The organism is Dissulfurispira sp., from assembly GCF_036745535.1.
Taxonomy (GTDB): Bacteria; Nitrospirota; Thermodesulfovibrionia; order Thermodesulfovibrionales; family Dissulfurispiraceae; genus Dissulfurispira.
The window spans coordinates 1-19,375 of the sequence record NZ_DAIOFX010000035.1 but is presented as its reverse complement, the minus strand read 5'-3'; the positions used below and the strand labels follow the sequence as shown (position 1 = coordinate 19,375).

The 19,375-nt window shown below is 44.0% G+C and carries 16 protein-coding genes and 1 pseudogene; all 17 read left to right on the top strand.

The genetic code is table 11. The annotated features are described in order from the left end of the window. The first annotated feature begins 135 nt into the window (after nucleotides 1–135). The 17 genes and pseudogenes from rpmE (at nucleotide 136) to V7L97_RS07270 (ending at nucleotide 19,292) form a co-directional block, all read left to right on the top strand. Nucleotides 136–336: a 50S ribosomal protein L31 gene (gene rpmE, locus V7L97_RS07345; protein ID WP_333654651.1), complete on the top strand. Its 201-nt coding sequence runs from the start codon at nucleotides 136–138 to the stop codon at nucleotides 334–336. 67 nt (nucleotides 337–403) lie between these two features. Then, entirely contained in the window at nucleotides 404–1,294 is an 891-nt protein-coding gene (locus V7L97_RS07340; protein ID WP_333654650.1) for a DUF1385 domain-containing protein, read from the top strand. Further along, nucleotides 1,294–2,355 carry a peptide chain release factor 1 gene (prfA, locus tag V7L97_RS07335; RefSeq protein WP_442891785.1) on the top strand — a complete coding sequence of 354 codons (1,062 nt, stop codon included), beginning with the start codon at nucleotides 1,294–1,296 and terminating at the stop codon, nucleotides 2,353–2,355. Before V7L97_RS07340 ends, prfA begins: the two co-directional genes overlap by 1 nt. A 460-nt stretch (nucleotides 2,356–2,815) precedes the next feature. After that, on the top strand, nucleotides 2,816–3,697 hold the full coding sequence (prmC, locus tag V7L97_RS07330) for a peptide chain release factor N(5)-glutamine methyltransferase (protein WP_333654648.1): 882 nt from the start codon (nucleotides 2,816–2,818) through the stop codon (nucleotides 3,695–3,697). After that, entirely contained in the window at nucleotides 3,684–4,433 is a 750-nt protein-coding gene (locus tag V7L97_RS07325; RefSeq protein WP_333654647.1) for a dienelactone hydrolase family protein, read from the top strand. Before prmC ends, V7L97_RS07325 begins: the two co-directional genes overlap by 14 nt. Before the next feature lie 37 nt (nucleotides 4,434–4,470). Further along, complete coding sequence (locus V7L97_RS07320; protein ID WP_333654645.1) at nucleotides 4,471–5,124, top strand: DedA family protein; 654 nt, start codon at nucleotides 4,471–4,473, stop codon at nucleotides 5,122–5,124. After that, entirely contained in the window at nucleotides 5,114–6,712 is a 1,599-nt protein-coding gene (gene murJ / locus V7L97_RS07315) for a murein biosynthesis integral membrane protein MurJ (RefSeq protein WP_333654643.1), read from the top strand. The genes V7L97_RS07320 and murJ overlap by 11 nt, the downstream gene beginning before the upstream one ends. 73 nt (nucleotides 6,713–6,785) lie before the next feature. Then, nucleotides 6,786–7,415 (top strand): MBL fold metallo-hydrolase, encoded by a 630-nt coding sequence (locus tag V7L97_RS07310; RefSeq protein WP_333654641.1) that lies wholly within the window; start codon nucleotides 6,786–6,788, stop codon nucleotides 7,413–7,415. After that, nucleotides 7,412–9,076 carry a phosphate/phosphite/phosphonate ABC transporter substrate-binding protein gene (gene phnD, locus V7L97_RS07305; protein ID WP_333654640.1) on the top strand — a complete coding sequence of 555 codons (1,665 nt, stop codon included), beginning with the start codon at nucleotides 7,412–7,414 and terminating at the stop codon, nucleotides 9,074–9,076. Before V7L97_RS07310 ends, phnD begins: the two co-directional genes overlap by 4 nt. Before the next feature lie 2 nt (nucleotides 9,077–9,078). Beyond that, nucleotides 9,079–10,701 carry an ATP-binding protein gene (locus V7L97_RS07300; protein WP_333654639.1) on the top strand — a complete coding sequence of 541 codons (1,623 nt, stop codon included), beginning with the start codon at nucleotides 9,079–9,081 and terminating at the stop codon, nucleotides 10,699–10,701. 3 nt (nucleotides 10,702–10,704) lie between these two features. Next, a complete protein-coding gene (locus V7L97_RS07295; protein ID WP_333654637.1) occupies nucleotides 10,705–12,063 on the top strand; it encodes a sigma-54-dependent transcriptional regulator in 1,359 nt (452 codons plus the stop codon). A gap of 361 nt (nucleotides 12,064–12,424) precedes the next feature. Then, nucleotides 12,425–14,020, top strand: coding sequence for a methyl-accepting chemotaxis protein (locus V7L97_RS07290; protein WP_333654635.1), 1,596 nt, complete (start codon nucleotides 12,425–12,427; stop codon nucleotides 14,018–14,020). Nucleotides 14,021–14,238: 218 nt separating this feature from the next. Continuing rightward, a complete protein-coding gene (locus V7L97_RS13010; protein ID WP_442891783.1) occupies nucleotides 14,239–14,424 on the top strand; it encodes a universal stress protein in 186 nt (61 codons plus the stop codon). A 7-nt stretch (nucleotides 14,425–14,431) separates the two neighbouring features. Further along, nucleotides 14,432–14,656, top strand: coding sequence for a universal stress protein (locus V7L97_RS07285; RefSeq protein WP_333654633.1), 225 nt, complete (start codon nucleotides 14,432–14,434; stop codon nucleotides 14,654–14,656). Nucleotides 14,657–14,658: 2 nt separating this feature from the next. After that, nucleotides 14,659–16,386: pseudogene (locus V7L97_RS07280) on the top strand (sulfite exporter TauE/SafE family protein). A 296-nt stretch (nucleotides 16,387–16,682) separates the two neighbouring features. Beyond that, nucleotides 16,683–18,767 carry a molybdopterin-containing oxidoreductase family protein gene (locus tag V7L97_RS07275; protein ID WP_333654631.1) on the top strand — a complete coding sequence of 695 codons (2,085 nt, stop codon included), beginning with the start codon at nucleotides 16,683–16,685 and terminating at the stop codon, nucleotides 18,765–18,767. Nucleotides 18,768–18,779: 12 nt separating this feature from the next. Beyond that, nucleotides 18,780–19,292, top strand: coding sequence for a 4Fe-4S dicluster domain-containing protein (locus tag V7L97_RS07270; protein ID WP_333654629.1), 513 nt, complete (start codon nucleotides 18,780–18,782; stop codon nucleotides 19,290–19,292). Nucleotides 19,293–19,375 lie beyond the last annotated feature (83 nt).

Genomic DNA, 19,375 nt, shown 5'->3' with positions numbered 1-19,375 from the left:
TTTGTTTCTATAGCCTCTATAAACTGGTTAATATGTCTATACCTATCTGGCTAACAGTACAAGATTAAACTTGCCAAAGATTTAGCATATCCTGTAAAATAATATTCTAAATCTTATTTTTTAGGAGGTTTTACGTTGAAAGAGGGAATACATCCGAATTATAAAGATGTAAAGGTCAGTTGCGCCTGCGGCGAGACATTTACAACCAAATCAACAACGGATAATATCAGAGTTGATATATGCTCAAAGTGCCATCCGTTCTTTACCGGAAAGCAGAAGCTTGTGGATGCGGAAGGAAGGGTGGATAAGTTTAAGAAGAAGTACGCAAAGAAATAGCATAAATTGAGGGGTTAGAGGCAGTGGATTGGTTTGCGCTCTAACCCCTTTTTATTGGAGAAACAGGATGAAAAACATAGGTGGTCAGGCAGTCATAGAAGGCGTGATGATGAAGTCTCCTGCTGGTTGGAGCGTGGCCGTAAGGGATGCAAAGGGAGAGATAAATCTCAAGATGGTCAGGACAAAGAAAATGCCTGCTCTTTTTAAGCTGCCCCTTATCAGGGGGGTGGTAGGGCTTTTTCATGCCCTTATGATCGGAGTAAAAGCTATTGAGTTTTCCGGCAGCGTGGCATATCAGGAGCAGGAAGGGGATAAACCAATTAGTCCGTGGGGATTGGGACTATCCATAGGTCTTGCCATTATCCTCGCAATAGCCCTTTTTAAATTCCTTCCGCTCTTTCTGACGACCCTGATAGGCAATGTAGTTAAAGGTGTTTCGAACAGCTCATTGTTCTTTAATCTTATTGATGGAGTGCTTCGTGTAGGAATATTCCTCTTTTATATATTTGTCATTGGCCTCTGGAAAGAGATGAGGCGGGTATACCAGTATCATGGTGCTGAACACAAGGTCATTTACGCTTACGAGGCAGGGGAAGATCTCACTGTCGAAAATGCAAAGAAATATAAACCTTACCACCCGAGATGCGGAACCAGCTTTTTATTAATAGTGATGGTTATCAGCATAATGGTATTTCTCCTGATACCGAAGGAATGGTCTTTTGTCGATAAACTCATATCAAGGATTATCTTAATCCCGGTCATAGCAGGACTTTCATACGAAGTGCTCAGGTTTTCTGCAAAGAGGAAGAATAATCCGGTGGTAGGATTGATGGTTTTTCCCGGTCTTTTGCTTCAGAGAATGACTGTGAGGGAGCCTGATGAGTCACAGATAGAGGTCGCATTAGCCGCCATGAATGAGGTTTTAAAAATAGATAGGGATAAAGAGGTTTGCAGTTAATGTTAGAGAAGTTGCTGACAATAGAGGAAAAATATGATGAGATAACTGCTGCCCTCACCAATCCAGAGGTATTGTCCAATGCCCAGGCATATCAGAAGTATTCTAAGGAACAGGCAGAGCTTATGCCTATTGTGGAGAAGATCAAGGAGTACAAGAAGCTGCTGGCAGACCTTGAAGATGCAGAGGAAATACTGAAAGGCGGAGACGGCGACCTGAGGGAATTGGCACAGGAGGAGATGGAAGATATTAAGAAAAGAAAACCTCTTATAGAAGACGAGCTTAAGATAATGCTCCTTCCAAAAGACCCGAGGGATGAAAAGAACGTTATTCTCGAAATAAGGGCTGGAACAGGCGGAGAGGAGGCAGCGCTTTTCGGAGCATCGCTCTTCAGGATGTATTCAAAATATGCAGAGGCAAGGCGGTGGAAGATAGAAGTGATCGATTCAAGCCCCACAGACCTCGGCGGATTAAAGGAGATAATAGCGAATATTACAGGAAAGGGTGCATACAGCAGGCTTAAATACGAAAGCGGCGTGCACAGGGTTCAGAGGGTGCCTGTTACAGAGGCATCGGGCAGGATTCATACATCCGCTGTCACCATTGCTGTTCTGCCTGAAGCAGAGGAACTCGATATAAAGATAGAAGAAAAGGATCTGAGAGTAGACACCTTTTGCTCTTCAGGCGCAGGTGGACAGAGCGTTAACACGACATATTCGGCGGTGAGGATTACGCATATCCCTACCGGACTCGTTGTGCAGTGTCAGGACGAGCGCTCGCAGCTTAAAAACAGGGAAAAGGCTATGAAGGTATTGCGTTCCCGCCTCCTTGAAATAGAGACCGAGAAAAAGCAGAAGGAGCGCGCCATGGAAAGGAAGACGCAGGTTGGCACTGGAGACAGGAGCGAGAGGATAAGGACATACAACTACCCGCAGAACAGGGTGTCAGACCACAGGATAGGCCTTACGCTCCATAAGCTCGATCAGGTACTTGAAGGAAATCTCGACGAGATTGTCGATGCCTTAATTACCCATTATCAGGCAGAGAGACTGAAGGAGTTGTGATTGCAGGATACGAGAGTCAGCCTCTCACATCCTGCAATGTATAAAGGCTGATTTTTTTGCTCTTTTGGCTCTGGCCTTCAAATAGTCTTCTGTCAACAATGCAGAAATTTTTTCTGATACTGCCGACGAAATAAACCGGTTGATGGACACTCCTTCCTTTTTCGCAATTTCTCTGATATGCCGATGAATGGGATTCCGTATCTCTAAAAATTGAAGGGCTCATAGAATTATCGTTCTCGCTCATTCTACCTTTTTTATATCTAACAATTATTATACGAACTACCGTATTTTCCTGAAAACTATTTAAACTATATCACATCCGAAAGATTTTTAAAACCGAAAAATCTCATAAAATCAATAAGTAGTTATTTGAGGCCATGTCATATTTTGTGGTAATATTCATCAGTGACTTATACCTGTCTGACAATAAAAATTTTCCCTCAGTCCGTCGGATAATTAAATGACTGCCATTGACAAATTAAAAGAGGTTGCTGCTTTTCTTAAATATAGAGGAATCGAGGATTCAGCCAAAGAGGCTGAGATCCTTATAACAGAAACACTCCATATCGACAAATCAAAACTTTATACCGACAGTTTAGAAATATCAGAAGATACATTAAAGCAAATAGATGCAATCACATCAAGACGCGCGCAAGGCGAGCCGATTCAATACATTATTGGGCATGTCGATTTTTATGGAATGAAGATAAATGTTGGCAGAGGAGTTCTTATTCCAAGACCCGAGACAGAGTTGCTTGTGGAAGAAGCAATTAAAAGGGTCAAGGGTCAAGGGTCAAGGGTCAAAATTCTTGATTTATGTACTGGCAGCGGGTGCATTGCCATTGCAATTGCAAAGCACTTCCCCGATGCCGATGTATACGGAGTCGACAAATCAGGCACCGCCATTCAGTATGCAACTCGAAATGCAACCGAAAACAATGTAAGGAATGTTCATTTTATAAAAGGTGATTTATTTAGTATCTCATGGGACAGTCCCGAATCTACGACGCCTATCGGCAAGATGGCGTTTGATTGCATAGTCTCAAACCCGCCTTACATAAAAACCGATGATATTCAGAATCTACAGAGAGAGATAAAGGATTATGAGCCTGTTGAAGCCCTTGACGGCGGCAAAGACGGACTGGACTTTTACAGAAGGATATTAAAAAATGCATCCAAATTTCTCAAAGAAAATGGCATAATCATCCTTGAGATTGGCCATGACCAGGCAGATGATATGGAAAAAATAGCTATGAATGCAGGCTTTAAAAATGTTACTTTTATAAAAGACTATGCAGGGATAAAGAGAATATTTATAGGGAGGAAAAATGAGGCTAAGTAGAAAGATTTTATTAATTTTAAGCCTTTTGTTATTCCTTGAAGTGCATGTCTTTGCAGTTGAAAAGACAATGATATACGGCTTGGGTACAAAGAAAAATATGCAGGCAGAACTTATCATGCCCGATGGTAAAGGCCCTTTTCCCGGCGTCCTGATAGTGCATACGAGCGGCGGTGTGCAGGATGGTGATATTAACTTCGCAACACAACTGTCAGAGCAGGGATATGCCTGCCTCATCCCTTATTATTTCGATGCCTATGGTATTTCTCATAATACGAGGCATCTTATAACAACACGATATGCAGAGGATGTCTTTGCGGATCTTGCTGATATGCTCGAATATTTGAAGAAAAATCCTAAAGTGAAGGCAGATAGACTCGGAGCGGTCGGATTTTCAATGGGAGGATACTGGGCCCTTGTACTGGCTGCAAAAAATAGGGTAAAAGCAGGCGTGTCATATTACGGAGCACTTACCGGCGGAGGCAAGAATCTGGATTTAAAATACAGGTTTGATGATGTATTTAACAGAGACAGTTCGCCGGTTTTAATTCTTCACGGCTCTCAAGACTCTGTAGTGTCTGCAAGGCATGCGGCTAATCTGACCATACTTCTTGATGAGAAGAAGAGTCCATATGAGATGAGGATATATATAGGCGCTGAACACCACTATGAAAGGGCGCCAAACAGGGATGAGGATGCTGCCAATGATAGCTGGAAAAGGACACTTGAATTTTTTTAAGAAATATTTAAAAGGAAATAAATCATAAGGAGAGCCTGTGGAACTGATTGCAAACTTCATTGACATCTTCATGCACCTCGATAAGCATTTAAGCCTTGTCATTCAGAATTACGGGACGTTGACATATGTAATCCTGTTTCTTGTTATTTTCTGCGAAACAGGCCTGGTGGTTACGCCTTTTCTCCCTGGCGATTCTCTGCTTTTTGCTGTCGGAACTTTTGCAGCAATAGGCGCACTCGATGTCTCTGTTATTTTTGTCCTTCTCACAATAGCTGCAGTAGCAGGAGATACAGTGAACTACTGGATAGGAAATTTTGTGGGACCGAAGGTTTTTCATAAAGACGATGTGAGATTTCTGAATAAAAAACACCTTGAGCGCACCCATCGGTTCTATGAAAAATACGGAGGCAAAACAATAATCATAGCGAGGTTTGTCCCAATTATCCGCACATTTGCTCCGTTTGTGGCAGGCATAGGAAGCATGGCCTATGGACGTTTCCTCAGTTACAACATCATAGGCGGCATTTTATGGATTGCTGTCTGCGTTTTTGCAGGTTATTTCTTCGGCAATATCCCCATTGTAAAGCAGAACTTCGGCATCGTTATCTTAGCCATTATCTTTATTTCAATCATGCCCGGAGTTATAGAGTTTCTACGCCATCGCTACAGGGTATCAAAGAATGAGCGCTAAGGGCAGGATAGCAAGGGCTGCTGGACTGATGTCCATTGCAACCTTTATAAGCCGCATCCTCGGCTATGTAAAGGACATGATCCTTGCGCGGTATTTTGGTGCAACCGGAATCGCCGATGTCTTTTTTGTTGCCTTCAGGATTCCCAATCTTTTAAGGGAGCTTTTTGCAGAAGGCTCCATGTCATCTGCCTTTATACCTGTAGTCACAGAATACCAGACAAAGCACGGAAGGGCTGAGGCAAACAGGCTTGTAAGTTCAACATTCATATTCATCCTTATTTTTGTGGGTATAATTTGTGCCCTCGGAATAATTTTCGCACCTGCCATTGTTTCTGCAATCGCACCTGGATTTTTAAAAGAGCCTGAAAAGTTCTCCAACACTGTTCTTCTAACGAGAATAATGTTTCCGTTTCTTCTGTTTATCAGCCTTGCTGCATTGACAATGGGAGCTTTAAATACGAGGGGTGTTTTTTTTATTCCTGCACTGGCGCCTGCAATGCTTAATATTGCGATCATTGTCTGTGTTTTAACGCTGTCAATGCAATTCACCAATCCCATTGTTGCCGTTGCCATCGGCGTAACTACAGGTGGACTCGTACAGTTTTTAATTCAGGTTCCGTCTTTTTTTAGGCAGGGATATACATTAGGGTCAAGGGTTAAGGGGCAAGGGTCAAGGGGCTGGCATCCGGGACTGAAAAGAATAGGTCTCCTCATAATCCCTTCCACTGCCGGACTCGCAGTTGCCCAGATTAATATATTCATAAGTACAATCCTCGCATCATACCTTGCTGAAGGAAGTATTACCTATCTTTACTATTCAATGAGATTGATCCAATTTCCTATAGGAATATTCGGTGTAGCAATGGGCATGGCAGTGCTTCCTGCCCTTTCAGAGCATTCTGTGAAGGGCGAAATGGAAAAGGTAAAAGAAGATTTTTCCTTTGCGCTGAGGCTGCTGTTTTTTATTACAGTGCCTGCAATGATCGGCCTAATAGCATTGAATGTCCCTATTGTAAGCACCCTTTTTCAGAGGGGTAAGTTTGAATATGCTGCGACTGTAGGCACATCGGATGCCCTTATGTTTTACTCACTCGGAATATGGGCTATTGTGGGAGTCAGGGTTATCGCTGCAACTTTTTATTCCATGCAGGACACAAAAACTCCTGTGAAGGTGGCTGCTGCAGCAATGATAATCAATGTGATATTCAGTCTTCTCTTGATGAAGCCTATGAAGCACAATGGCCTTGCCTTTGCCAATGCCATTGCATCGGGCTGCAATTTTGTATTGCTGTTTTATTTCCTCAGAAAGAGGCTTGGAGGCATAGGGACAAAGAGGATACTGAACTCCTTTACAAAGACATTTATTGCATCTGCAATCATGGGACTTGCAGGATGGTTTATTGCCAGAAATGAAATATGGTCAATAAGTGAAGTATGGACCATGAGCGGCTATGGTCTTAAGAAGGCAGTATATCTCGGCTCGGCAATAATAATCTGCGGCGGAATATATATGTTCCTTTCCTATTTACTAAAGAGTGAGGAGTTGGGTTATATTATAAAGAGAGTAAAAGAGAAAATGAGTAAATAAGTATATGAGTGAAATGGTTTTTACCCATCCACCCATTTGCCCATCTACTCATTAACTAAATTATGGAGAAAGTATGCTTATTAAAAGTATAGTAGTCGGTCCCCTTAAGGTTAACTGTTTTATTGTTGCAGATGAAGGGTCTAAAAAGGCCATGGTGGTTGACCCCGGCGACGAGCCTGACAGGATAATGGATATAATCAAAAACAATGATTTTGTTGTCGAGTATATCATATGTACTCACGGACACTTTGACCATGTGGGTGCAGTAAGCGATTTGAAGAAGGAGACTGATGCAAAGGTCTTAATCCATAAGGATGAGTTTGAGATATACGATGCTGCAAAGGATATGGCAGCGTTCTGGGGATACGACCTTGACCCATTGCCTGATCCAGATGTTTTGGTAAAGGACGGAGAAGATATTACGGCCGGCGATTTGAGTTTTAAAGTATTTCACACACCAGGCCACAGCCCGGGCGGCATATGCCTTTATGGCGAAGGTATTGTTATCACTGGTGATACCCTTTTTGCAGGCTCTGTTGGAAGGACAGATTTCCATGGTGGTGATACGAATAAGCTTAAGGAATCTTTCAAGAGATTGATGTCATTACCGGAAAATATAAGGGTTCTGCCGGGGCACGGCCCTGAAACAACGATAGGCCGGGAAAAAAGGGAAAATATGTTTTCGGATGAATTGCTGCTATGAAAAGGCTTTTAATTGCATTTGCTGTTTTTGCAACCCTTCTTTCTTGTTCCAACCAGAGCAACCCGTCTGATTCTAATGCCACTAATAAGCCTCAATATCCCACGCAGAACTTTAATGCCTCTCCGATAATCCTGTCTATTCTTCCTGTTGAAAGTGCGGGTGCAATGTACGAGAGGTTTGTCCCTTTAAAGTATTACCTCGAGAATGTTCTGAAAAGACCGGTAATTATCAAGGTTGCAAAGGATTATGAAACAGCCATCCATGAGATAGGCAACGGTCAGGTGCATATGGCGTGTCTCGACCCTGCCACATATTGCGAGGTCAGGGCACGATATAAAAACAGAGTAGTTCCCCTCGTCAGGCCTATGGGTAAAGAGGGCGCTACATCCCGGAGCGTACTGGTTGTAAAGGATAATAGTGGTATAGAGAAGGTAGCGGATGTAAAAGGCAAGAGACTTGCCCTCGGCAATAAACAGTCGTCATTCAGCTATCTGATACCCCTTGCAATGTTGAATGACGTGAGCCTGAGGGTAAAGGATTTCAGCGATGTTGATTTCCTCCAGCAGGAAGACAGGGTTGCCCTTTCTGTGCTCATAGGGGATTATGACGTGGGAGCCATGAGCGAGCCGGTGGCAAGGAAATATACTAAAGACGGGCTTAAAATAATAAAAACCTCAGAGGCAATATCCTCCTTTGTCCTATGCGCATCAAATATGCTTTCGGAGGAAGTGAGGAGGGATATAATCAAAGGCCTTGTCTCATTAAAGGACAGAGAGACCCTTGCATCTGTGGACAGAGACATACAGGGGTTTGCTGCTGCTGAAGACAGGGATTTTGATGTTGTCAGGGTGATGATCAAAAACCTTACAGGGAGGGATTACATAGAGTATGGGCCCAAGACAATAAAGGTTGCCATACTTCCCCTTTATTCAGCCATAACCCTTTATGACCGGTATGAGCCTTTAATGAAATACCTGTCTCAAAAAACAGGTTACGAATTCAAGCTCGTAATACCCAGGGACTTCGAAGATTTCATGCAGGTGGTTAAAAGCGGGAAGGTGGATTTTTCCTACCAGAACCCGTATATCTTTGCATTGATCGACAGGGAGGTTGACATAAAGCCTTTAGTTACAACAATCGGCGAGGACAGCCCTTCCGAGGGGTCGAAGGAGGATGGCGACAGGTTCAGGGGCGTTATCATAACGAGGCAGGACAGCGCAATCAGGGATATAAGGGACTTGAGAAATAAAAGGGTTCTCATAACATCGCCCAAATCGGCAGGAGGCTATCTTTCGCAGAGGTTATTCCTCATGCAACTTGGCATAGACACGGAAAGGGACATGAAGGTCGTAGATGCAAAGAGACAGGAGAATGTAATCCTCGGTGTTTATCGGGGAGAGGCTGATGCAGGCTTTGTTCGGGAGGCGGCCCTTGTGGTATGGAAGGATGCGGTCGATATGAAAAAGATAAGGGTGCTGGCAAGGACAAAGCCGCTTCCAAACTGGCCTTTTGCATTGTGCAGAAATGTACATCCATCCCTCGTTAACGAGGTCCGGCGCCTTTTGATCGAACTAAAGGATAAAGAAATACTGAGGGCTGCAAAGATAAAGGGCTTTAAGACAGCTAATGAGGCGGAATTCGAAGCCCTCAAGCAGTATTGATTATGAAAGCGAACATTAAGGGAATATTAAGAAAACTCAGCCTTGTCCAGAAATTCTCCATGGCTGTTATTTTCCTTATCTTTATCATCATGGTCGTGGTGAATACCCTCATTATTACCTATCAGAGAAGTGCATTGAGAACAGAGATGGATAATAACCACCTTGTGGTCGTCAGGAACCTTGCAAAGGATGCTGTCGAGCCTTTGATATTCAAAGATCCCCTGAGACTGGATGAGATGGTGAGGATCACTGCCCATGCGCCGGGATGCATGTACGTGGGCATAGTTGACCACAATGAAAGGATTGTTGCCAACACAAACAGAAAACTGCTCGGGCAGACCCTGCCGGCAGACATCCGTAAATATACGGATCTCGTCATAAACAGGGGGAAAGAATATATACGTGATATTTCCGAAGATGACGTAAAGGAGATATTGATCCCTGTTAAGGCCGGGTACGAGGTGGTGGGAATGGTGTTTGTCGGCTTTTCGAAGGAAAGCACCGAAGGGGTAATCGAGCATAACTTGAAGGGGCTTAAAAACCACATTCTCTTAATCTCGGGCATTGTTATGGTCATAGGCATATGGGGTTCATTCGGTCTTGCAAGGCTTCTCACAACGCCCATGAAAAAACTGAAGGAGAAAATGGAACTCGTGCAGGCAGGAAATCTTGATGCGGAAGTCCCGAATGATTATCTTCTGAACTGCTGGGAAGTCCTGGATTGCGAGGCAAAGGAATGTCCTGCATATGGCAAAAAGAGGTGCTGGACCGTATCCGGTACCATGTGTTATGGAGGGCTTCAGGGGGATGTTTTTGAGAAGATCTGCGATTGCAAGAACTGCATAGTTTATAAGGAGTCATGCGGTGACGAGATTGGAGAGCTCATAGAGGTCTTCAACCAGATGATAAAGAAACTTAAAGACAGTATTGAAGAGTTGGAGGAGACTGGTAAGGAAAAGACCCGCCTTGAAAAGCTCTCTGCACTCGGTGAGATGTCCATGACAGTTGCCCATGAGATTAAGAATCCGCTGAATGCCATTCGAGGCGCTGTGTCATACCTCCAGAATAATTTTAAAGGAGAGGTCTTAAAGGAGTTCCTTTCTATCATAGAAGAAGAGACCAAAAGACTGAATGAGATCGTGACGAGCTTTTTGAGGTTTTCAAAACCCGTACCCCTGCATTTAGAGGTCTCGGATATGAACAAGGTGATCAGGGAGACAGTGGAGCTTGTCAGGCAGGAGGCAACAGAAAATAATGTGGAGGTCATAATGTCACTCGATGAAAGAATCCCTCCCTTTAAATTTGATACACAGCAGCTTAAGCAGGCGCTCCTTAACATAATCGTTAACTCTCTCGATGCAACAAAGGCAGGGGATACTATAAAAATCAACACAGAAATCTTTGACTCAAAGGTGCTTGTCGTGATAAAAGATACAGGGATGGGCATGAGCGAGGAGATAGTTTCTGAAATATTCAAGCCATTTTTCAGCACAAAGACACGCGGTTCAGGGCTCGGCCTTGCCTGTGTCGAAAGGATCGTGAAAGACCATAAAGGGAATATCTCTGTAAAGAGCGAAATTGGCAAGGGTACGGAATTCATAATAACCCTGCCGGTATGGAATTAACAAATGAACAATAATAAAGGGAAAATACTGCTTGTGGATGATGAAGCCAATACCCTGAAGGTGTTGTCCGCCATCCTTAAAAAGAGCGGCTATGACGTGTATACATCGAGGACAGCCGAAGAGGCAATGGGCAGGGTTTCAAGGCTTAACCTCGATACGGTTATTACGGATTACAGGCTTCCGGGAATGAGCGGGGCGGAATTGTTGGATGCCATGAAGGAAAAGGGCTATCGCATTCCCGTGGTAATGCTCACAGCATACGGCACTATAGAAAAGGCTGTGGATGCTATGAGAAGGGGCGCCTTCAATTATCTTACAAAGCCTGTAAATCCAGACGAACTTCTTACGGTTGCAAGGGAGGCCGTGGAAAAGCACAGGTTGATGCTCGAAAACATATCGTTGAAATCACAATTAAAGGAGCGTAATAGCTTTAAGAATATAATCGGCAAAAGCCATGTTATGCAGGACATCTTTAATCTTATAGAGACAGTCTCAAAAAGCAACTCCAATGTCATGATAATAGGAGAAAGCGGTACAGGCAAAGAGCTTGTTGCACGGGCCATTCATTATGAGTCTTTACGGGCAAACGGCTCCTTTATCCCCATCGACTGTGCTGCACTGCCGGAAGAGCTCCTTGAAAGCGAGCTTTTCGGTCATGAAAAGGGTTCATTCACAGGCGCATATGAACAGAAGACGGGGCAGATAGAACTCGCCAACGGAGGCACGGTTTTTCTCGATGAGATAGGCGAGCTTTCATTGAATATACAGAAGAAGTTTTTAAGATTTCTCCAGGAAAGAGAGATACTGAGGGTTGGCGGAAAGCACAGGATAAAGGTGGATGTGAGGATTATTGCTGCAACTAACCGCGACCTCGAATCAGAAATAAAAAGAGGGAACTTCAGGGAAGACCTTTTTTACAGGCTCAATGTTGTCACCATACATGTCCCGCCTTTAAGGGAGAGAAAGGAGGATATGCCATTGCTTGCCGGCCATTTCCTGAATAAATTCAATAAAGCAAACAACAGGGCGATAAGTTCGTTGGACAGCGAGGTTATGAGGGCTTTTATGGATTATGACTGGCCCGGCAATGTAAGGGAACTCGAAAATGTCATAGAACGTGCGGTTGTTTTATGCCCAACTGATGTTATCACAATGAAATATCTTCCGAAGTCGATCCGAGAAATGCATAGCGTGGATAAAGGTGCTTCAGAGGCTCTCAATCTCGTAGAGACAGAGAAGAAGCTGCTCCTCGGCGCCCTTGAAAAGACATCGTGGAATCAGACAAAGGCTGCGGAGATCCTCGGAATATCGAGGAAGCAGCTCAGGACAAAAATGAAGCATCACGGCCTTCTTCCAGAATAAAATTTACTTTAACCTCTTGCCTGTCGCCCGTTTTTCCAATCGTCCCATTTGGAACAGTGTTTTTAAGCGCTTTGTCGTGTGAGGGCAAATACACCGATTAATCAAGCTCGAAATTTTTGCACTAAGTACTTTATTTGCAAGCAATGATAAGCATATCTGTTCCCATGCGCATTGCAATTTTTGCAATTTTTACTATTTATATGCTTTAATGATAAGCATATCTGTTCCCATGCGCATGAGATGGTGCAGGCTGGCAAGCTTATTGCTACTTACTGAAGGGCAGATCAGGATACCCCTGTGTAATGCTGCAAATAAACACTGCATTTGAACAAAACAATAAATTTAAAAGGGGAGAGAGATTATGAATATCAAAAGATTATTGTTTGTTGTGGGCATTGCCAATGCTGTTGTTCTTGGCATCATCCTTGCCCTTTTTATCGTCCATAACGAAAAGGTGAAGGCAAGGACGGAGAAGAGGATAAACATTGACCAGGCCCTGCTTTTGAATCTAAACGATATGTATACCCAGGGCCTGCAGACAGGACAGGCAACAAGGAATGTTCTGATTAATCCAAAGGACGAAAAGGCAAAGGAAAATTATAAGAAGGCACATGAAGATTTCATTAAGGCAAATGACGAGGCCATTAAGCTGTCTGCCGGGAAGATGCAGGAGGAGTTAAAAAGGATTAAAGCCCTGTGGGATGAAGATCATAAACTTAAAACAGAGGTGCAGGAGCTTGCTGCTTCAGGCAAAAGGGATGATGCAATAGCTGTACTGATACAGAAGGAAACCCCTAAGTGGAGAGATGTGAGAAGTTCCTTGCTCGAAATGATGGAGGAGCAAAAGGGTAAATTTAAAGAGAGCCTCGAACAGGACAGAAAGGCAATGCGGAGCGGCACTATACTGCTCATAGTGATTATCATGCTTTCGTTGGTCGGATTTTCGGCATTTCTCCTTATCATCAATAAAACCATGCAGAAAAATATGGCGAATGCCCTTGAATGCTTTACTACATTCTTGGAAGGAGGCGAATCGAAAAAGGAGTGCATGATGACCGATGAGAGCAATTTCCTGAAAGATGTCTACAACAAGATACTGATGTCTTTGAGAGAGACAATGCTGAAGATCAGCGATGCCGCAGGAAGTGTAACGCAGGATGTCAATTCCCTTGCAGAAAGGATAAATAATATAGATGCAGGAGCAAAGGAGCAGTTGTCACAGGTTGACCATGTTGCATCGGTCACTGCCGAGGTATCGCAGACAATCATTGACGTGGCAAAGAACGCGTCATATGCCTCTGAGGCAGCAAAGGAGGCAACGGACATCGCAGGGAAAGGGAAGAATACTGTAAAGAAGGCAGTGGATGCCATAGTAGGGATTGCAGAGTCGGTAAAAGAGTCGTCGCATACGATAGAAGAACTTGGCAAGAGTTCACAGGAAATCGGAGAGATAGTGGCAGTAATAAATGACATAGCAGACCAGACAAACCTCCTTGCATTGAATGCAGCAATAGAGGCGGCCCGTGCAGGAGAGCAGGGGAGAGGGTTTGCTGTTGTTGCAGATGAGGTCAGAAAGCTTGCGGAAAGGACATCAAAGGCAACCGGCGAGATAGCGGAAAAGATAAAGGCTATACAGATAAAATCGGAGGCATCTGTTGAGGCAATGGAGAGAAGCAGTAAAGATGCAACGGGAGGCGTAACACTTGCCGATGAGGCTGTGAAGGCGCTTGATGAGATAGTTATAGCAACACAGAAGGCAATGGACATGATACAGAGGATTGCAGCAGCAACCGAGGAGCAGTCATCTGCATCAGAGAAAATCACTCACAACATGGAAAACATAACAGGGCTTGTGAACAAAACCGTCAGCATGATCGAAGATGCAAGGCAGATTATGGATAGACTTAACTCTCAGGCAAAGGAATTAGACCAGAGCATAAGCTGGTTTAAAGTTTAATAAGCACCCTTTCCATATCTGTCCCATTTGGGCCAACTCCTTCAAGCGGGTTGGCCTAAATGGGACAGATTGTAAACAGGCTTAACTTCGAGGATTTCATCAAAATCCTTCTTTCACAGCATTTTTACAGATTTCCAATGCAATGGTATGGTTATTGCTATATACTTTATCGGACAGGGTAGAGAGCAACTTTTTATAAGACAAAAAGGGGGTGTTGTATGAAGAAGATTTTGGCGGCGCATGATGGCTCTGACGCTGCAGACAGGGCATTATTGGAGGCAGCAGCCATCGCACAGAAGTTCGGGTCTAAACTAACCGTTATTTCGGTAGTTCCAAATCTCTGCTTTTCAGAGAATAGGGACAGACTGCGACACGGTAACCAAACTTTACAGGGCCGAGGTTGAAGGAGCAATGAAAGGGGTTCAGACATTGCTCAAGGAAAAGGGGATCGAGGCTGAGACCATTGTCCTCGAGGGAAGTCCGGCAGACGTGATTGTTGACCATGCAAAGGGTATGGGTATGAGCCTGATAGTAGTCGGTTCAACAGGGAAACAGGCAACCGAAAGGACGATCCTCGGGAGTGTGTCTTCAAAGGTTGTCGCTAACGCACCGTGTTCGGTGCTGGTCGTTAGATAAGAATGGAGGGAATTATGAAGCGTTTCTGGGTATCGATGATAATTGCATTAAGTGCGACTGTATTTATGTTTTATCAGAATGGCGCCTTTGCTGAAAAGCCGAAAGAGACAAAGGCTCCTGTTGCAAAAGAGGAAAAGAAGCCAGAGGCAAAGACAGAGCAGAAGCAGGAGATAAAATTAGACATGTCTACTGCACCGACCATTCAGGCAGATAAGACCTCGCTGACCAATGGCGGGACTATTACTGTTACAGGCACTGCCCCTGTAGGAAAGCCTGTCTATCTTGAGGTCTGGGCTGAAAAAAAGGTTCGTGCCTCAAGATTTGATACAGATGTTGACAAAGAGACGGGCAAGAGGCCTTATATACTTTATATGACTTATGAGATGCCTGCCCATTATAAGATCTATATCCCAAAGGATAAGGAAGAGGGCCTCGAAAAAATAAAGAAAGAGGGTAAGAAATGGTCTTATTCAAAGGCCCTTAAGGATTTGGGCGCAGACATTGCCTATTCTGTCCCTGCAAAGGCAAAGATAGACAGATACCAGGCCACACTCATGGGGAGTATCATAGGTTCGAGGGGAGAATTGCTGCCTCCCATGGATGAAAAGGAAAACAAGAAGCGCTCCATGCAGCTTGTAAAGGCAAGATTTAGAAGCCCTGACAAGGTATTGGCACCCACTGTTGAAGTTAATCCTGATGGATCGTATAAGGCTCAGGTAACGATTCCTAAAGGCTCTGCTCCTGGGAAATATACAGTTGTGGCAGTTGTGGATAAGAATGTTAAGAGCCAGCCTGTTACAATCGAAAACAGCATAAGCTTTCCAAATATTTATCTGAGCAATGCCGGTACAAGCCTAAATCTTTTTGGTCCGTTCTTTCTCACACTGGGCGTAGTTATATTCGGAGTTTTGATGGGCGCAGGCGGAGGATTCATACTGAATCCATTGCTGGTCTCCATCTGGCCGTTGCCGCATACCATAGTGGCAGGAACAGTCATGCCTACAGTTTTATTTTCACAGGCAAGCGGTATCTACAATTACTCCAAGATCAAATTCATAAGCTGGAAACTGGGTGTAAGCATAGGTGCAGCCATGGTTTTAGGAGGCTTTATAGGCCCTAAACTCACAGAGATGATTACGCTGGAACAGTTTAAATTCGTTTTCGGATGGATACTCCTTATACTGGCGAGTCTTATGTTCTGGCAGACAACACCCGGCTACATTGCAAAGAATAAAAAGGAGCAGGCAATCCTCAATGAGTTCAAGAAAAAGGCAGAAGAAGCTGCAAAGGCAAAAAAACGGGGCTAATAATAGATAGGTAATGAAATAGGAGGTATAATTATGGTAGTAGAATTCTGGGGGCAAGAATTTAAAGTCAATATAGTTTTAGGATGTATCGGTGGTCTTCTGATAGCAGTTGTTTCATCCATGTTCGGATTTGGTGGCGGGCCGTTTATGATTCCATTAATGACCGTTGGATTGGGACTTCCAATGTATGTGGTTGTCGGAAGTTCCCTTCTGGCAATATTTTTCAACACGCTCATGGGAACAATGCGCCACTATCAGTTCGGGAACTTTGACCTGCTTTTCTTTTTGATAATGTTCCCTGCTGCAATAATAGGTGGCTTTATAGCACCACAGATAGCAAAGCGTGTAAGCCCGTTGACGGTTAAAAGGGTAGCGATTGTGGGATTGGTTCTCCTGGCATTGAACCTGCTTGGAGTGTACTAAATCGAATATGTCTATAAATGCAGGGTATAGTAGTATTTATGCTACTGTACCCTGCATATCGTTAAATTGAGCGATTATACATGTCGGGCACGGCTCAAAGACTTTAAAAAGTGTAGGTTCAAATGTATATGAGTGATTACAAATGCATCATCCAACAAGTATCCAATGTTGTAGAATAACGGATACAGGAGAAATGTCTTTACAAGTGCGGGGTTTAAAGTCTTTTCGCCGCACCTGACATATTTCTAAATTAGAGTCTCTCAATAAGTAAATAATAGTCTTCAGGAGGATAAAAGATGGGAGAAGTTTCGTCTGTATACAGCATGTGCGGTATGTGCGCTGTCCGCTGCTCTATAAGGGTTGAAGTGGAAGACGGCGCTGTTAAGTGGATCGAGGGCAATCCCCATGAACCAGGATTGGAAGGAAGCCTCTGTGCAAAGGGATCTGCAGGACTCGCATTCGAATATGATGCAGAACGTCCACAGTATCCAATGATAAGAGACGGAGAAAGAGGCTCTGGAAAATGGAAAAAGGCAACATGGGATGAGGCCCTTGATTATATAGCAGCAAAACTTAAAGGGGTAACAGAGAAATACGGCGGCAAGGCCATAGCCCTTTCTGACAGGAGCGGCCCTTTTACTGACCTGACAACAAGCTTTTTGAAGGCACTGGGTTCTCCGAATTACTTTAATCACGATGATACATGCGGAAAAAATGTAGACATGGCATGCAAGAGCCTCTTTGGATTTGCAGGAAGGGGTGAGTTTAGCTATGACTTTGCCAATACAGGACACATAGTGCTTTATGGAAGGAATGTCTTTGAATCTTTACAGGTAAAAGAAGTCAACAATATACTGGATGCAATGGACAAGGGCGCAAAACTGACATATATAGATTGCAGGGCAACTGTTACGGCATCAAAGGCTGACAGGTTCCTCATGATAAGGCCCGGGACAGACTATGCCCTTAACCTTGCCATCATACATGTGATATTGAAGGAAAGGCTCTATGATATAGACTTTATAAATAAAAATGTTACAGGGCTGACAGAGCTTGAGAGCTTTGTTGTGCCATATACACCTGAGTGGGCGGAGAAAGAGACAGGAATACCGGCGCAGGAGATTATTAATCTTGCCCGGGATGTAAGCAATGATAAGCCTAAGGTAATATTCCATCCGGGATGGATGCTCGCAAGATACCTTGACTCCTTTTATGCCAGCAGAACTATTTACATTTTGAATGTCCTGATGGGAAACATCGAAACAAGGGGCGGTTTAATCATTGCAAAAGGACCTGCTGATGCAGGCAAGAAGCCGTTAAACTCCCTCGGTGCAAGAATCCCTGATCTAACGGATAAGATAGTGGATGCAGCCATGAAAAACAAGCCCTTTGGAACAGGCCACGTGGTCAATCTCTATAAGGCGATAAAAACAGGAGAGCCTTACCCCATAAAGGCATATTTTGTCTATCGCTATGACCCGATAGCTTCCCTTCCAGACCCTGAAGCACAGAAAAAGGTTTTAGATAATCTGGATTTACTGGTTTCTATTGATGTGAATTACAGCCAGACAGGATGGTATTCCGATGTGATTCTTCCCGAATCCACCTATCTTGAAAGATCAAATATCATCGGCACAGCAAAAGGGCCTAAACCCTCTTTTGTGATGAGGAGACAGGCTATTGCACCGAGGTATGACAGCAAACCTGCATGGGAGATATTCACGCTCATAGCTGGAAGAATGGGGGTTGGTCAATATTTCCCGTACAAGGGCATCGAGGATATCTGGAATTACCAGCTTGAAGGGACGGGTGTTAAGATCGAGGATTTCAATGCCAAAGGATCGGTGAGCCTTGCAAAGGATCCCATCCTTAAGGATAGAAATGATCTGAAATTCAAGACGCCGTCAGGGAAGATAGAGTTCGTCTCACAGGAGCTTGCAAAGTCCGGATTTGAGTCATTTAAGGCATATGCAACTCCCAGAAAACCAGAAAAAGGCGCCTTCAGACTAATATTTGGCAGAAGTGCTGTTCACACCCATGCCCAATCGCAAAACAATATTTACCTCAATGAGCTTATGCCAGAGAATGTCCTCTGGATAAATGAAAAGGAGGCAAAGGATCTGGGAATAAAGGATGGAGATACTGTTGAGGTATCTTCAAACGGATACAGCGGAAAAATAAAAGCGAAGGTAACACCGTTCATACATCCTGAAGCGGTATTTATGGTGCACGGATTCGGCAATGAGATACCGCTTAAGACAAGATCGTACAAAAAGGGTCTCAGTGATACGAAGTTTGAGATAGGACTGCTCGAAACAACAGACCCTGTGGGCGGCGGCGTTGCTTATGCTGAATGTTTTGTAGTCGTTAAGAAGGCATAAGGAGGAGGTACAATGAGCATATATTATATTTATCAGGATCAGAAAAGATGCATAGGATGTTATGCCTGCGAGGTGCATTGCAAGACCAAGAACAATGTACCTGTAGGGCCGAGACTTTGCAGGATTATTCCTGTAGGACCAAAACTGGTTGGCAATATTCCGAGGATGCAATTTATCTTCATGCCCTGTTTCCACTGCGAAAAACCATGGTGCGTGTCTGCATGTCCAACAGGAGCAATGCAGAAAAGATCAAAGGACGGAATTGTTTTTGTGGAGCAATCCCTTTGCGTTGGATGCAAGTCCTGCATAACAGCATGCCCATGGGGTGTTCCGCAGTGGAATCCAGAGGCAGGAAAGGTCATAAAATGCGACTACTGCAAAGACAGGGTTGATAAGGGTTTGAAGCCTGCATGTATTACCAAATGCACAGCCCACTCGCTCAAATGGGTTTCTGCAGCAGAGGCATCTGCGCTTAAGCGTGAGAAGTTCGCAAAGGAGATCACTGAATTCGGGGCATTGTACTAAGGGGTAACGCCAAATGAACCAGATGTTACCGGGCAGTTACATACCAACCGATTACCTGCCGATATTAATCATCATGATGATAG